This is a genomic window from Rhizobium sp. BK008, assembly GCF_014197345.1.
Taxonomy (GTDB): Bacteria; Pseudomonadota; Alphaproteobacteria; order Rhizobiales; family Rhizobiaceae; genus Rhizobium; species Rhizobium anhuiense.
Genome location: NZ_JACIFK010000004.1, coordinates 103,257 through 118,047, shown reverse-complemented (window position 1 = coordinate 118,047; position 14,791 = coordinate 103,257). Strand labels below are relative to the sequence as shown.

Genomic DNA, 14,791 nt, shown 5'->3' with positions numbered 1-14,791 from the left:
CCTATTCCGCCGTTGTCCGCCTGTTATGACGGGACGGCCGCGGCGACGCAGCGGCCTTCAGCGTTTCGGCCGGCATGGATGATAGCGCCTGCAGGTCCTGCCGCAGCCGCGCGGAACCGCTATCCGAGAGCCTGCCGTCAAGCAGCGCATGCGTCGCTTCCCAGATCGGCAGCGCCTTTGCCAGCGCCGCCTTGCCATCGGCGGTGAGGCTCAGCAGCCGGCCGCGCCTATCCCGGGGGTTCTCCATCACTGCGACCCAGCCCTTGCGCTGCAGCGGCTTCAGCGCCGCCGTCAGCGTTGTCTGGTCCATCGCGAGCAGGGCGGCGACCGGTCCCATCGGCGGCGGTTCCGGCCGGTTCAGCGACATCATCAGCGAAAACTGCCCGTTGGTCAGCCCCGCCGGCCTCAGCGCATCGTCGAACAGCCGGGCAAGTGCGCGCGCCGCCCGCTGCACATGCAGGCAGAGGCAGGTGTCGCGCACCATCAGCGTCGTGGAAAAGGGAATCTCGATCGAATTTGACATGCTCCATTTCTATTGATATCAATGTAATTAGTCAAGGAAAAGGAGCGTGCCGGAGGAGGGCGCATTCCATGCAGAATGAGGTTGTTTCCCGAGAAGAATGGCTCGAAGCTCGCCGCGCCCTGCTGGTAAAGGAGAAGGAGGCGACGCGGCTGCGCGACAGCGTCAACGCCGCCCGTCTGGCGCTGCCCTGGGTGAAGGTCGACAAGGATTATGTCTTCGACACGCCGGAGGGAAAGAAATCGCTCGCCGATCTTTTCGACGGCCGCAGCCAGTTGCTGGTCTATCATTTCATGCTCGGCCCCGATTGGGATGCCGGCTGCACCGGCTGCTCCTTCCTGTCGGATCATGTCGACGGCGCCCTGCCGCATCTGAACCATCACGACGTCACCTGGGTCGCCGTTTCGCGCGCGCCGCTCGACAAGATCGCCGCCTACAAGCGGCGCATGGGCTGGCAATTTCCCTGGGTCTCTTCCTTCGGCAGCGATTTCAATTTCGATTATCACGTTTCTTTCAGCCCGGAGGATCTTGCCAAAGACAAGGTCTTTTACAATTTCACGCCTATGCCGCCGGCTGATGCCAATGACGAGCTGCCGGGCCTCAGCGCCTTCTACCGCGACGACAAGGGCGAGGTCTTCCATACCTATTCGAGTTATGCCCGCGGCCCGGAAGAACTGATCGGCACCCTGATGATCCTCGACCGCGCCCCGAAGGGCCGTAACGAGGACAGCACGATGAATTTCGTGCGCCGCCACGACGAATATGAGGGGGCCCCGAAGGCGCCATCCTGCTGTCACTGAGCCGGGATGCGGAAAGACGACGCCACCATCACTCAAGGGAGAAGAGGACGATGAAGACCGCTGAAGTGCTGAAGGAACATTCCTTCCTGGAAAGACTGATCGGCGAATGGACCGTCACCGCACCCGATATGACCGGCAGCGAGCCTTGGACGGAAACCGTGCGCTCGCTGCACGGCATCTGGTTCGTCGCCGAAGGGACCGGCCGCATGCCGGATGGTAAAGAGGCGACCAGCATCCTGACGCTTGGCTACAACGCCGCAAAAGGCAAATATATCGGCAGCTGGATCGGCAGCATGATGGACTATATGTGGGTCTATGAGGGCGAGCTCGACGCATCCGGCAATGTGCTGGACCTCTATACGACAGGTCCCGACTTCAATGGCGAGGGACTTGCCGATTACTGCGAGCAGATCACCTTCACCGACGCCGATCACCGCACCTTCATCTCCAGCGCCAAGCAGCCTGACGGTTCCTGGAAGCAGTTCATGGAAGCACATTACGCCCGCAAGATCTGACAATCACGGCGCTCGACCTTGAAAGAAGGGGTTTCGAAAAAGAGGCCTCGGGAAAGGAGCGTCGAAAAAGGGAGAGTAGGATGTCCGAGACGCATGGAAAGTTCATCTGGTGCGAGTTGATGACCCCCGACACAGCGGTTGCTGCGAAATTCTACAGCTCCGTCGTCGGCTGGACGACCTCCGAGATGAAAATGGAGGGCATGCCGACCTATACGATCTTCGAGGCGAACGGCATCGGCGTCGCCGGCCTGATGGAGTTTCCGGCCGAACTCGAGGGCAAGGGCATTCCACCGAACTGGACGGGTTATGTTGATGTCGACGACGTCGATCAGTCGGCCAAGGATTTCGCCGCCAATGGCGGTTCGGTCCGCCGTCCGCCGGAAGACATCCCGACCATCGGCCGCTTCGCCGTCGTCGCCGATCCGGGTGGCGCGGTGATCTGTATCATGACGCCGGCGCCGATGGACAAAACCTGGCCGGAACTGGCCTTCGACGCGCCCGGCAATATCGGCTGGCACGAACTCTACGCCGGCAATGGCGAACAGGCGCTGGCCTTCTATTCCAAGCTGTTCGGCTGGACGAAGCACAGCGATTTCGACATGGGTCCGATGGGCGTCTACCATCTCTTCGCCCATGGTGGCCGGCAGATCGGCGGCATGATGACCAAGCCGGACAATATGCCGATGCCCTTCTGGTGCTACTATTTCATCGTGCCGGCGATCGACGCCGCGATCGAACGCGTCACCTCAGGCGGCGGCAAGGTCGTCAACGGCCCGATGGAAGTCCCCGGCGGCAGCTGGATCATCCAGGCCACCGACCCGCAAGGCGCCTTCTTCTGCCTGGTGGCGCCGAAGCGGTAGGTTTTGCCGCATTTTTGGCGGTGTGGCGTAAAGCCCCCTTATCCGCCCTACGGGCACCTTCTCCCCGGGGAGAGAAGGGGGAATCGAGACGTCGCCACGAGTCCCTTCTCCCCGCGGGGAGAAGGGCGGCAGCCGGATGAGGTGGCTTCACGGCACACGGCCAACACCAATCACACCCATCCATCACCCCGCAACCGAAGCAAAGAACCCTTCCGGGCTCTCCACCTCCACCAGCCGCTTCTTCTCGATCAGCCAGAACCGGTTGCCCACCGCCCGCACGAAACTGCGGTCGTGTGAGACCAGCAGGCAGCTCGCTTCATGCGACATCAGTTCGCCCTCCAGCGCTTCCTGTCCATCGATGTCGAGGTGATTGGTCGGCTCGTCGAGCAGATAGAAGTTCGGCTCGGTCAGCCGCAGCACCAGCATGCCGAGCCGCGCCTTCTGGCCACCGGACAGCTGGCCGATCGGTTTTGCCTGCATGTCGATCGTCATGCCGGCGCCGGCCAGCAGGGCCCGTGCCCGCTGGTCGCCGACATCGAAGCGGCGGATGATCGTGCCAATCGGCGTGTCGCTGTCGGCGAGATCGGCAAGCGCCTGGTCGCCATAGCCGAGCACGAGCGAAGGCGTCGCCTTGATGCTGTCGCGCGCCGTCTCCGGCCTTTCGATCGCCTGCTTCAGCATCGACACCAGCCGCGACTTGCCGGCGCCGTTGAGGCCGAGCAGCACGATGCGGTCGCCCTGGCAGATGAATTGCCGGCCGGTCTTGAATAGAGGCGTCCCATCCGGCGTCGTCACGGCCGCATCCTCCAGCGTCACGAGCACCTTGGCATGCGTGCCGCGATTGGCGAGCCGGATGGCGCCGGCCGAGCGCTCGAGATGCGCCGGTTTTGCCGCATCCTCCAGCTTCTCCGCCCGCTGCTTGAGCTGCTTCGTCTTGACGACGAGCAGGTCGCTGCCCGAATTGATGCCGATATTGTTGAGCTTCGCCGCCTGCTTGCGCAACTGCTCCGCCACTTTCATGTCGCGCTCGTAGCGCCGCGCCTCGGACGCATCGGCTTCGTCGAGGGCGGCGCGCGCTCGTGTGTAGGGCAGGGCGAAGACCGGCGATTGCTCCGGCCGCAGGAACAGCGTCCGGTTGGTCGTCGCATCGAGGAAGGCGCGGTCGTGGCTGGACAGGATCACCGGCACGTCGCGCGGCAGCGCATTCAGCCAGCCTTCGAGCTGGGCGATCTTTTCAAGGTCGAGATGGTTGGTCGGCTCGTCGAGCAGAAGCACGTCGGGCTCGCTCACCCAGGTGCGGGCAAGCATGGCCAGCCGTTGCCATCCGCCGCTCAGCTGCTTCAGCGGCCGCTGGCGCATGGCCTCCGGCACCTCGAGCGATTCCAGCACCACATCGACGCGCCAGCTCTCGCTTTCGGCCTGATCGGCCGGCAGCGCCTGCAGCACGGCATCATAGAACGGCGTGTCGAAAAGCCCCGGCGGCACATTCTGCGCGACATGGCCGACGGTCAGCCCGCGCGCCTTGGTGATCTCGCCCTCGCTCGGCTCCAGCGCGCCGGTGATGCAGGCAAGCAGCGTCGATTTCCCCCGCCCGTTGGCGGCGACGAGGCCGATGCGATCGCCAGTGTTGACGACGAGATTGAGCTTGGAAAACAACGGATTGCCCAGCGTCACGCCGAGATTGCGGATATTGATGAGTGTCATGATCGTTCTCTGGTCTTGACCGGGTATCACGCGCGATCCGGGGCATTCAGCCATCACGGGATTGCGTGTATCGGGCCCGGAAATTGAGAAAAATGCGCGCTGTCAGCTACGGCGCCGCATTGGCCACGAAGGGCAGACCAGGAAGAGATGTCGAGAAACGGCCTCTGGTCAGCCCTGCAAACGCATCTGCAGGGCGTTGACGGGACCACGCTGGCGATTAAACCGAAAATAATACTGCATTGCGTGATCCTCCTTTCTCAAAAAAGGTTGCCGGATCCAAATAACATTGCCCGCAAAAAGAGGCAAGTGAGCCGGCCCTGTGCCGATTCTAGCCATAAACCGCGCATAGTGGATTCTTCGGGACCGACCGGGAGAATAAGACGCATGCTCATTGCCCATTTGCCTGCAGGCTACCTTCTCGGGAGCGCCGTGCGGCAACGGTCCGCCGCACCTGGCATCATGACTGCAGCCTTGATCGGCAGCGTATTGCCGGATTTCGACATGGTCTATTTCTTCCTGACCGGCGGCAAAGTCCACCATCACGACTATGTCTCCCACTGGCCGCTTTTTTGGCTCGGCTTCGCCGCCACGGCCCTGCCGGCCATCAGTCGACTGGCGCCGGACTGGCTTCCCACGGTCGCCGCGTTTTTCGCAGCCGTCACACTTCATATGATTATGGATACCGTCGCTGCGCCGATGCTTTGGCTCGCGCCATTCGATTGGTCGAAATTCGAGCTGACGACGGTGCCGGCGACCTACAGCAATTGGATCGTGAGTTTCATGCTGCATTGGACCTTCGTTCTCGAACTCCTGATCTGCGTCACCGCGTTGATCGTTGCCGTCTGCCGAAACCGTCACGTTGGAGGCCGGCAGCAGGCGTGAGCCGGAATTATCCCGGGTCGCCGGCAGGTAATTCCAGCCGCTGCTCTATCCCGATACTCTCGAGAAACGTCTCGTCATGGCTGACCACCAGCAGCGCCCCGTCATAAGCGCGCAGTCCGGCCTCAACCGCAGCAATCGAGTCGATGTCGAGATGATTGGTCGGCTCGTCGAGGATCAGGAGCGGCGGCGGTGCTGAGCCCAGGACGCAGGCAAGGCCGGCGCGCAGCAATTGCCCGCCGCTGAGCGCCGAGACGGTCTGCAGCGCCGCATCCGCCCTGAACATGAAGCGGGCAAGGGCCGCCCGGCAAGTATTCTCATCGGAAAGCGGATTGATCCGGCGGAAATTGTCGCGGATCGAGGCCGAGGGGTCGAGCAAGCTGACCTTCTGATCGAGCATCGTGAAAGCGGTCATGACGGCGACGGTGCCGGCCCAGGGTTCCAGTTCGCCGGTGATGAGCGCCAGCAAGGTGGTCTTGCCCGAGCCGTTGGGGCCGGTGACGGCGATCCGTTCCGGCCCCGTCACGTCGAAGGAGAGATCGCGGATGACGGGATCACCCGGCTGGTAGCCCGATGTCACGTCATCCATCCTGAGCACGATCTTGCTGGCGGGCAGCCCGGTCGGCGGCAAGGTGACCGACAAGGGTTGCAGGATCTCGATCTTTTCGCGCGCCGCCTTTGCCTCTTCCAGCGCCTGGGCGCGCCGCCGTTCGGCAAGCCGCGCGTTGTCGCCGCCCGTCGTTTGGCTCCGCTCCTTCATGCCACCGAGCATGATGCGCGGTATGCCGCCCTTGGCGGCCATCTTCCGCCCGGTACTGTCCCTGTGCGCCTGACGCTCCACCGTCGCCTGCGCCTTCCGTGCCACCTCGGCCACGCGTTTATCGGCTTCAGTGAGATCATGTTGTGCCGCCGCCAGCTCGAGCGCCTTGCGCTCGCGATAATGGCTCCAGTTGCCGCCATAGCGCGTGGCGCTGAGCGAGGTCAGTTCGACGATCGCATCGACGCTTTCAAGCAATTCCCGGTCATGGCTGACGATGATGGCGCCGGCCCGCCAGCCTGAAATCAGGCCGATCACCGCCTCGCGGCCATCGCGATCGAGATTGTTTGTGGGTTCGTCGAGCAGCAGGAAATCCGGTTCGGTGAAAACAAGCGCCGCAAGCCCGGCACGTGTGCGCTGCCCGCCCGAGAGTGCCGCAAGCGGGGTCTGCGCGGCCACGTCGAGGCCGGTGCGATTGAGCGCTGCGGCCATGCGTGCCTCCAGCGTCCAGTCGGCCGATGCCAGCTCGTCGGCCGTCGCCTCGCCGGCTTCGGCACGATGCAGAATAGCCAGCGCATCGGTGACGCCGAAGAGATCGCCGACCGTCTCGTCAGACGCCACCTGAACGCTCTGCCGCAGCACGCCGAGGCTGCCGCTGACGGAAACCGTCCCCGAATGCGGTTGGATATCGCCGCAGACGAGCTTCAGCAGCGTCGTCTTGCCGACGCCGTTGCGCCCGACAAGACCGGTGCGCTCCGACCCGAAGCTGAGGTCGAGATTGGAAAAAAGCGGCCGCCCGTCAGGCGCGGACCATGAAATCTGGAAGAGGGTGATGGATGCAGGCATGGATGTGGATTTCCTCGTTGGCAAGGCGAACTGGCGTTGCGATCGAGTTGAAATCCATTGCGGCACACATCCTGTTGAAATGATCGATGGCGGGGAATTTAGGGAAGAAAGGCGGAAGGTTCAAGGCAAAGAGCCAACTGACCGCCCGCTTTCCTTGGCGGGCTTCGTCAGGAGATTGCCCCTCACCCTAACCCTCTCCCCGTAAACGGGGCGAGGGAACGTGCCCTGCGAGAGGGTGGTGGGGAACGGAAAGGTCGAGACACGTGGCCCGACCCCGGACGGTGCCGGCAGGCGGATGAGGGGCTTGCGGCGCGCCGCAAACCTACCGCTTCAAGCTCCCCAATATTCCGCGCACCAGCGCCCGGCCGACTTGGGTCGCCACCGTGCGCGCCACGCTCTTCATCGCCGCTTCCACCACCGTTTCGCGCTGGTAGCCGGAAGTCCTGCCACGCGATTGGCCGCGGCCCCGGTTGTCGTCGTCATTGCCGCCGCCGAAGCCCGGCAGGTTCCAGCCCGAGGTGCTGCTTCCCGGCTGCTGGGCCGCTTCTTCCTGCGCCCGCTTGGCGGCCTCGGCATCCGCCGCCTTCTTCGCCTTTGCCGCCAGCAGCTCGAAGGCGGATTCGCGGTCGATATCCTCGTCATAGACGCCGAGAACCGGACTCCTGTCCATGATCTGCTGGCGCTCGGCATCCGTCACCGGGCCGACGCGGCCCGACGGCGGGCGGATCAGCGTGCGCTCGACGATCGACGGCGCGCCCTTGGCTTCCAACGTCGAGACCAGCGCTTCGCCAGTGCCGAGATTGGTGATGACGGTGGCGCAATCGAAGGCCGGGTTGGCGCGGAAGGTATCGGCCGCCGTCCTCACCGCCTTCTGCTCGCGCGGCGAATAGGCGCGCAACGCATGCTGCGCCCGGTTGCCGAGCTGGGCGAGCACCGTTTCCGGCACGTCGAGCGGATTCTGGGTGACGAAATAGACGCCGACGCCCTTGGAGCGGATCAGCCGCACCACCTGCTCGACGCGTTCGGTCAGCACCTTCGGCGCATCGTTGAAGAGCAGATGCGCCTCGTCGAAGAAGAAGACGAGCTTCGGCTTTTCCGGATCGCCCACCTCGGGCAGTTCCTCGAAGAGCTCCGAGAGCAGCCAGAGCAGGAAGGTGGCGTAGAGGCGCGGGTTCATCATCAGCTTGTCGGCGGCGAGCACCGAGATCTGGCCATAGCCATTGTTGCTGGTGCGCATGATGTCGGTGATCTTCAGCGCCGGTTCGCCGAAGAAATGCTCGGCGCCCTGCTGTTCGAGAACGAGCAGCGCCCGCTGGATCGAGCCGACCGAGGCCCTGGAGATCAGGCCGTATTGGTTGGAAAGCTCGGTGGCATTCTCGCCCATATAGTTGAGCAGCGAGGTGAAATCCTTGAGGTCGAGCAGCGGCAGCCCGGCCTGGTCGGCGATCTTGAAGGCGATGTTGATGACGCCTTCCTGCGGTTCGGAGGCATCCATCAGCCGGGCGAGCAGCAGCGGCCCCATCTCGGCGACCGTGGTGCGCACCCGGTGGCCCTTCTCGCCGAACAGATCCCAGAAGATCACCGGAAACTGGTCGAATTCATAATCGGTGAAACCGATCTGCTCGGCGCGTTTCGTCAGGAAATCCTTGGGCTCGCCCTTGGCGGCGATGCCGGAAAGATCGCCCTTGATATCGGCCGCAAAGACCGGAACGCCGGCCCGCGAAAAGCCTTCGGCGAGCACCTGCAGCGTCACCGTCTTGCCGGTGCCGGTGGCGCCGGTGACGAGGCCGTGGCGGTTGCCGAACTTCAGGTCGAGATATTCCGGCTTGTTGATGCTGTCATCGGGATTGCGGCTCGCGCCGATGAAAATCTTGCCTTCCTCGATCATTCGGAATGCTCCCTTCGGGCTTTGCCGCCATTTATGTCAGAAGGCTCGGTGTTCTCTCCCGCCGCCTTCATCGAACCATCGTTTCCCTGTTATAAGCAGGGAGATGGATGCGGACAACTGTTTGCATTGAAAGCAAAACCGGACAAAGTGCCCCCGCGGAGAGGCCGGCTTGAGTTGCTGTGGAATTTCCATTAACGTTGACGTTAACGTCAAAATAACAGGAGGCTGACGATGAATGAAATTGTGACCCAGATCGCCGATCGCGTGGGTATTGCGCCCGACTTGGCCGAAAAGGCGCTCGGCATGATGCTCGGCTTCCTGCAGCGCGAGGCTGCCGATGGTCCGGTCGCCAAGATGATCGAAGCGATCCCCGGCGGCGCCGATCTCGTCGCCCAGTTCAATGGGGCAGGTGCCGGCGGCGGCGGCCTGCTCGGCGGGCTGATGAGCTCGCTCGGCGGCGGCGGCATCATGGGCCTTGGCCAGCAGCTGATGGGCGAAGGCCTCGGCATGGGCGAGATCACCTCGCTTGCCAAGGAAACCATCGCCATCGCCAAGCAATATGCCGGCGAAGAGGTGGTCGACGAGGTCGTCGCTTCCGTCCCCGGCCTCAGCCAGTTCGTCTAAGACGATTGATCGGCAGGAGCCTCGCGTTGTCGCGGGGCTCATATTCTTGCGCCGGAAGCACTGGCTGAAGCAAGCGCTGTCCACTGGCTGCCCAATGAATGGAAGGAGAGCAGATGACCGTCTGGCGCCCGTCGCAGCAGATCAGGGTGAAGGTGATCGGCCTCGCCTGGCGGAAAGACCAACTGCTCGCCGCCGAAGTGGAGGATGACAGTGGCCGTATCAAGGGCGTTCGCCCGCTTGGCGGCGCCATCGAATTCGGCGAGAGCCGCGAAGAGGCCCTGCACCGCGAATTCCAGGAGGAGCTCGAAACGGCGATCCGCGTCGTTGGCCCCTGGCATCTGCTTGAAAACATCTACGAGCATCATGGCGCGACCGGCCACGAATATATCTTCGCCGCCGATATCGAACTGGCCGATGAAAGCCTCTATGAGCGCGACGAAATCGGCTATTCCGAACTCGATGAGACGGCGGCGACGGCGCGCTGGTTCGGCCGCGACAGGCTGCGCGAGGCCGGCATCGATCTTTATCCGACAGGTCTCGAAAGACTGCTGTCGCGCTGGCGAGACTGAGCCTGATATCGCCAGTTTAGAGGAATGATATCCCGATCGCCAAACTTTGATCGCCAGTGCCCGCTTCCGGGGGGAACAATGAGGTCGTCCTGCTGTTTCTGTCGCATCGATGAAACCAGAAGGAATAGCATCATGCGCAGGTTTATTGCAGCAGCCTCGATCGCTCTCCTCAGCCTCTCCGCCCCGGTTCTTGCCCAGTCGAACATGGGCATGGATGCCAGCGGCCGGATCGACGGCACGCCGCCGCTCGGCACCGCGCCCGGAGCCGAAACGCAAAGCGGGCTGATAATCCCGCTCGACTCAATCGAAACCGGCAGCATCGACAATGAGCCAGTCAGCGGCCCCGTCGACTGGGCGCGCTGCCCGCCGCGCAAGGCGCGCGGAGCGCTGGCCACCGAAGGCGGCAACAGCGGCGCCTCGGTCAGCGCCGCATGCCGTGACGAGGGAAATCAGTAATATCAGGGGAGGGCGCTATTTGCCGTCCTTCTTGTCGTGATGCAGAATGACGCCGAGTTCATGCCACTCTCGCCTGTCGCGCTGGATCAATTCGTCGGCTGAGGCCGGTCCCATGCTGCCCGGCGCGTAAGCGTCGGGCACGCTCTGATCCCTAGCCCAGATATCGAGGAAGGGCTGCACCGCCGCCCATCCTGCCTCGATGCCGTCGGCACGCTGGAACAGCGTCTGGTCGCCGATGAAGAGATCGTAGAGCAGTGATTCATAGCCGGTCGTCTTGGCGATATCGAATTTGTCCGCATAGCGGAAATCAAGGGAGACCGGCACGGTATCGACGGAAAGCCCCGGCGACTTGATCGAGATTTCCATGCTCATGCCTTCGTCCGGCTGCACCTGGATCACCAGCCGGTTGGGCGGCAGGCGGCGCTTGACGTCGGTCTCGCGAAACTGCGCGAAGGGAACCGGCTGAAAGGTGATGACGATCTCGGTGTCGCGCGCCGTCAGCGCCTTGCCGGTTCTCAGATAGAAGGGCACGCCGGCCCAGCGCCAGGTATCGGCATAGAGCTTCAGTGCCACGAAGGTCTCGGTCCTGCTGTCGGACGAAACGTCCTTGGTGTCGCGATAGGCCGGAAGTTCAGCACCATTGAGCGGACCTGCGGCATAGGCGCCGCGCACGCCATGCGTCTTGGCCTCCTCCGGCGTGTAGATGCGCAGCGCCTTCAGCACCTTGCTCTTCTCGTTGCGGATCGCTTCGGCATCGAAGCTGTTCGGCGGCTCCATGGCGATCATCGCCAGCAGCTGGAAGAGATGGTTCGGCACCATGTCGCGCAGCGCGCCGGTTGCGTCGTAGAATTTGCCGCGGCTGCCGACATCGACGATCTCGGCGGCGGTTATCTGCACATGATCGATATAGCGGCTGTTCCACAAAGACTCGATCATCATATTGGCGAAGCGCGCCGTCATCAGGTTCTGCACCGTCTCCTTGCCGAGGAAATGGTCGAGCCGGTAGACTTGGCTTTCTTCAATCTGGGCGAGGATCTGCGCATTCAGCGCCTGCGCCGAGGCGAGATCGGTCCCGAACGGCTTCTCGATGGCGACGCGGCGGAAAATGCCGTCGCTTTCATCGGTCAGCCCGTGAGCGGCGAGCTTCTCGACGATCGTGCCGAAAAAGGATGGCGGCACCGCGAGATAGAAGGCGGCATTGGCATTCGGCCCCAGCCGCTTGCCGATCTCGACGAAGATATCGTCCTTGGTGAAATCCCCGGACGTATAGGAAATGCGCCGGCGCAGGCTTTCCCATGCTTCGTCCTTCACCCTCGGCTCTTCGCCGCTGAGATGGTTGAGGAACTGGTCGAGCCGCCCGCGCAGGAATTCGTCGTCACCCGGCTCGATGCCGATGCCGAGAATGTGGAGATCGTCGCCGACGAGGCGGCTGCGCGTCAGATTGATGATCGCCGGCACCAGCAGGCGGCGCGTCAGGTCGCCCGTCGCGCCGAAGATGACCAGGGTGACCGGCGGGGTGGGGGCAGCGTCCATGTGTCATCTCCTTGCAATTTGCGGCCGACTATAATGCGTGCCGGTTTCGCCGCAACATAGGCGGCGAGGGGTAACAGGCATTTGACATCCTCTGGCGTGCGCCCGAGGTCGGTTACGCTTTGACCGCCACCATGAAAATCCTCGGAAACCTGAGCAGCACCCGGCCATCCGAAAGCTTGGGATAGGCCTGTTCCACCCGCTTGAGGTAATCGGCCAGGAAGGCCTCGCGATGCTGCTCGCCGGCATGGGCGAGATAGGGCATCAACCCGGTTCCCTTCACCCATTCGACGATCGCGGCCGCATCGGCCATCGGGTGATTGTAGATGGTGTGCCAGATATCGACGCGCGAGGCTTTGGCGATCAGCCTGTCGTAATAGGCGGAGGGCGGCGGCAGCGCCTTTCGGCGGACGCTCTTCGCCTCGAAGGCGGCCTTCCATGGGCCGGCATGCGCCGTTTCCTCCATCGCCAGATGCGAGGGTTCGCCGAGATTGTCGGGCATCTGTACGGCGAGCACGCCGCCTGCGGAAAGCCCGTCCATCAGCCGGTCGAAAATGTCGATATGATCGGGCAGCCATTGGAAGACGGCATTGGCAAACAGCAGGTCGGCCGGTTCCGTGGGCTGCCAGCTGCCGAGATCGGCCTCGACGAAATCAGTGCCTGGAAGCCGCTTGCGGGCCGCCTCCAGCATGTTCATGTCGCTGTCGAGGCCGGAGACGCCGGACGCTCCGTAACGCTCGATGATCAGTTCGGTGGAATTGCCGGGTCCGCAGCCGAGATCGACGGCGTGGCGAAGGCTTTGCAGCGGCACCTGCGCCAGAAGGTCACGCGCCGGTCGCGTGCGCTCGTCCTCGAATTTCACATATTGATGGGCGGACCATGCCATGGCGTTCACTCCTGCTGTATCTGTGTAAGGCGCCTGCCGACCTTCATTCAGCCGACACAAGTATCTTGTCCACGCGCCTTCCGTCGAGATCGACGACTTCGAAGCGCCATCCATCTCTCGTGAAGCTCTCGCCCAGTTCCGGCAGATGTTTCAGCTCTTCCAGCACCAGACCGGCCACAGTCTGATATTCCAGATCGTCATCGAGCTTGAGGTTTAGGAATTCAGCGAACTCGTCAATCGGCGTCCAGCCCGACACGAGATAGGAACCGTCGTCTCGACGAGCGATGGCCTGTTCATCGACAGGTCCCTCCTGGAGAGCCCCCATGATCGCTTCCAGAATGTCGCCCGACGAAACAACTCCCTCGAAATGGCCGTACTCGTCGAAAACCAGCACCATGTGAACGGGCGATTTCCGGATTGCCTCAATAACGTTGATGGCCGTTGAAAGGTCTGAAACCACCGGGACATCGTGTGTCAGAGCCTTGATATCGGCGCTGCCGTGTTCGGACATCGAGTCGTAGAAGTCCTTGACCGGAAGAATGCCAATCACCTCGTCCGAACTGCCTTTTCGAACGGGCAACCGCGACCGTTTCGTCCTGTGCAGCTGGGTCCGAATTTCCTCGAGGCTGTCGTCAATATCAATGATTTCGACGTCTCGCCGGGGCGTCATAAGCGCTCGGGCGGTGCGGTCCGCCAGCCGCATGACGCCTGATATCATCGCAGACTCTTCGCTTTCAATCACGCCAGCCGACTGCGCCTCGGCCAGTACGGTTTTGATCTCTGCGTCGGAGACATTGTCGCCGCCTTTTCCCGACTGGCCCAGGAGCTTCAGCACCAGATTTCCGGAGGCGTTCAGAAGCCACACGAGGGGTAACGCAATTTTTGAAAGCACCGCCATGGCGGGTGCGACCTTGGCCGCAACCGCCTCGGGTTCTCGCAATGCGATCTGCTTTGGAACAAGTTCGCCGATGATCAAGGAAAGATATGTAATTGCCACCACGACCGAACCGACGCCGATGGCATCAGCGGCCGTCGAGGACAACCCTTGTGCTTCCAGCCATCCGCTCAGCCGGCCCCCGAGCGTGGCCCCTGAGAAAGCGCCCGAGAGAACACCGACCAGCGTGATGCCGATCTGCACCGTGGAGAGAAAACGTCCGGGGTTTTCAGCGAGTTTGATCGCTTGAGCGGCACCCTTGCTCCCATTGTCGGAGAGAACCTTTAGGCGGGCCGTTCGCGAAGACACAACGGCCAGCTCCGACATGGCGAGCACACCATTCAGGATGGTGAGAAATGCCACAATTCCAATTTCCAGAAACACAGGGACCCTATTCGTTGAGGTTGTCATACCGCATTCATCAGGCGAAGCGGCGAGGTATTCGAAGGGACGCTACTATAGACGCATCACCTGTCGTCTTTCCATCATCGTGTTACATCGGTGTAGGTTCCATCCGTTTTCAGAATTCGGTGAGTGGCAACCCCGACCCATGGGGAAAGGGCCGAATCCAGTCGAAAGACATCAGCGACCATAAGCGGTCGTCGTCATGAGGGACCGCTCCTTGTGAAGTGGAAGTCATAGGTCGTCGGGAAAAGCGGGCCGGCATGCGGCCGCCCGTCATGCTCGATGACGTGGAAAGCGGCTGCTCGCTGCGGGAGCCTGAGGTGCCCAGGGCAAGGAGGAGGTCATCGCGCCATCTACAGTGGTCGCCAGCGTCCTCGGCCGGGAGATCCCGGTTGGAACGGGCGGAGCTTGTACTGGATGGGTCGCTGTCAGGCATGGCGCAATTTTGGCGGTGAAACGCTTCCGGCGCAAGAGGCGCCGAGTGAAAATCCTTATAGCGTCTTGATGTGACAGTTTTGAAAATAGCGGCAGCGCCGCGTTATGTTTGAAGATTGTAGCGGAATTTTTCGCAATTCTGCGTGACGCCGAAAATCGCTCGAAATTTACGGCATCACGCTC

General features: G+C 62.4%; 15 protein-coding genes. 8 read left to right on the top strand and 7 right to left on the bottom strand.

All coding sequences use genetic code 11. The features are described from left to right. Position 1: 1 nt before the first annotated feature. The gene (locus FHT69_RS18335) at positions 2-523 is read right to left on the bottom strand and encodes a MarR family winged helix-turn-helix transcriptional regulator (RefSeq protein ID WP_168333955.1); all 522 of its coding nucleotides are present in this window, start codon (positions 521-523) and stop codon (positions 2-4) included. Between the two features lie 68 nt (positions 524-591). On the opposite strand from FHT69_RS18335, the gene FHT69_RS18330 reads away from it, so the two are divergent. The 3 genes from FHT69_RS18330 to FHT69_RS18320 all read left to right on the top strand — a co-directional run bounded on the left by FHT69_RS18330 (position 592) and on the right by FHT69_RS18320 (position 2,695). Further along, positions 592-1,320: a DUF899 domain-containing protein gene (locus tag FHT69_RS18330; RefSeq protein WP_029868105.1), complete on the top strand. Its 729-nt coding sequence runs from the start codon at positions 592-594 to the stop codon at positions 1,318-1,320. 50 nt (positions 1,321-1,370) lie between these two features. Continuing rightward, positions 1,371-1,835, top strand: coding sequence for a DUF1579 domain-containing protein (locus FHT69_RS18325; RefSeq protein WP_029868104.1), 465 nt, complete (start codon positions 1,371-1,373; stop codon positions 1,833-1,835). 80 nt (positions 1,836-1,915) lie between these two features. Beyond that, positions 1,916-2,695, top strand: coding sequence for a VOC family protein (locus tag FHT69_RS18320; protein ID WP_168333956.1), 780 nt, complete (start codon positions 1,916-1,918; stop codon positions 2,693-2,695). A gap of 183 nt (positions 2,696-2,878) precedes the next feature. On the opposite strand, the gene FHT69_RS18315 is transcribed toward FHT69_RS18320, so the two are convergent. Beyond that, entirely contained in the window at positions 2,879-4,399 is a 1,521-nt protein-coding gene (locus tag FHT69_RS18315) for an ABC-F family ATP-binding cassette domain-containing protein (RefSeq protein WP_183905770.1), read from the bottom strand. Between the two features lie 384 nt (positions 4,400-4,783). Between FHT69_RS18315 and FHT69_RS18310 the strand changes: the two genes are divergently transcribed. Continuing rightward, entirely contained in the window at positions 4,784-5,281 is a 498-nt protein-coding gene (locus tag FHT69_RS18310) for a metal-dependent hydrolase (protein ID WP_183905873.1), read from the top strand. 7 nt (positions 5,282-5,288) lie between these two features. On the opposite strand, the gene FHT69_RS18305 is transcribed toward FHT69_RS18310, so the two are convergent. Continuing rightward, positions 5,289-6,881: an ABC-F family ATP-binding cassette domain-containing protein gene (locus FHT69_RS18305; RefSeq protein WP_183905769.1), complete on the bottom strand. Its 1,593-nt coding sequence runs from the start codon at positions 6,879-6,881 to the stop codon at positions 5,289-5,291. Between FHT69_RS18305 and FHT69_RS18300 the strand changes: the two genes are divergently transcribed. Next, positions 6,880-7,086: a hypothetical protein gene (locus FHT69_RS18300; protein WP_183905768.1), complete on the top strand. Its 207-nt coding sequence runs from the start codon at positions 6,880-6,882 to the stop codon at positions 7,084-7,086. The two genes, FHT69_RS18305 and FHT69_RS18300, sit on opposite strands and share 2 nt — an antisense overlap. A 117-nt stretch (positions 7,087-7,203) precedes the next feature. On the opposite strand, the gene FHT69_RS18295 is transcribed toward FHT69_RS18300, so the two are convergent. Next, entirely contained in the window at positions 7,204-8,769 is a 1,566-nt protein-coding gene (locus FHT69_RS18295; RefSeq protein WP_183905767.1) for a helicase HerA-like C-terminal domain-containing protein, read from the bottom strand. 231 nt (positions 8,770-9,000) lie between these two features. Between FHT69_RS18295 and FHT69_RS18290 the strand changes: the two genes are divergently transcribed. From FHT69_RS18290 to FHT69_RS18280, 3 genes are all read left to right on the top strand, one after another. Further along, positions 9,001-9,393: a hypothetical protein gene (locus FHT69_RS18290; protein ID WP_003546502.1), complete on the top strand. Its 393-nt coding sequence runs from the start codon at positions 9,001-9,003 to the stop codon at positions 9,391-9,393. 113 nt (positions 9,394-9,506) lie between these two features. Next, entirely contained in the window at positions 9,507-9,962 is a 456-nt protein-coding gene (locus FHT69_RS18285) for an NUDIX hydrolase (protein ID WP_183905766.1), read from the top strand. A 132-nt stretch (positions 9,963-10,094) separates the two neighbouring features. After that, the gene (locus tag FHT69_RS18280) at positions 10,095-10,418 is read left to right on the top strand and encodes a hypothetical protein (RefSeq protein ID WP_025554717.1); all 324 of its coding nucleotides are present in this window, start codon (positions 10,095-10,097) and stop codon (positions 10,416-10,418) included. Between the two features lie 15 nt (positions 10,419-10,433). Here FHT69_RS18280 and zwf read toward each other — a convergent pair whose 3' ends face one another. The 3 genes from zwf to FHT69_RS18265 all read right to left on the bottom strand — a co-directional run bounded on the left by zwf (position 10,434) and on the right by FHT69_RS18265 (position 14,152). Continuing rightward, entirely contained in the window at positions 10,434-11,951 is a 1,518-nt protein-coding gene (gene zwf / locus FHT69_RS18275) for a glucose-6-phosphate dehydrogenase (protein ID WP_127430410.1), read from the bottom strand. Positions 11,952-12,063: 112 nt separating this feature from the next. Continuing rightward, a complete protein-coding gene (tam, locus tag FHT69_RS18270; RefSeq protein WP_025554805.1) occupies positions 12,064-12,834 on the bottom strand; it encodes a trans-aconitate 2-methyltransferase in 771 nt (256 codons plus the stop codon). Between the two features lie 43 nt (positions 12,835-12,877). After that, positions 12,878-14,152 carry a hemolysin family protein gene (locus FHT69_RS18265; RefSeq protein ID WP_025554804.1) on the bottom strand — a complete coding sequence of 425 codons (1,275 nt, stop codon included), beginning with the start codon at positions 14,150-14,152 and terminating at the stop codon, positions 12,878-12,880. Between the last annotated feature and the right edge of the window lie 639 nt (positions 14,153-14,791).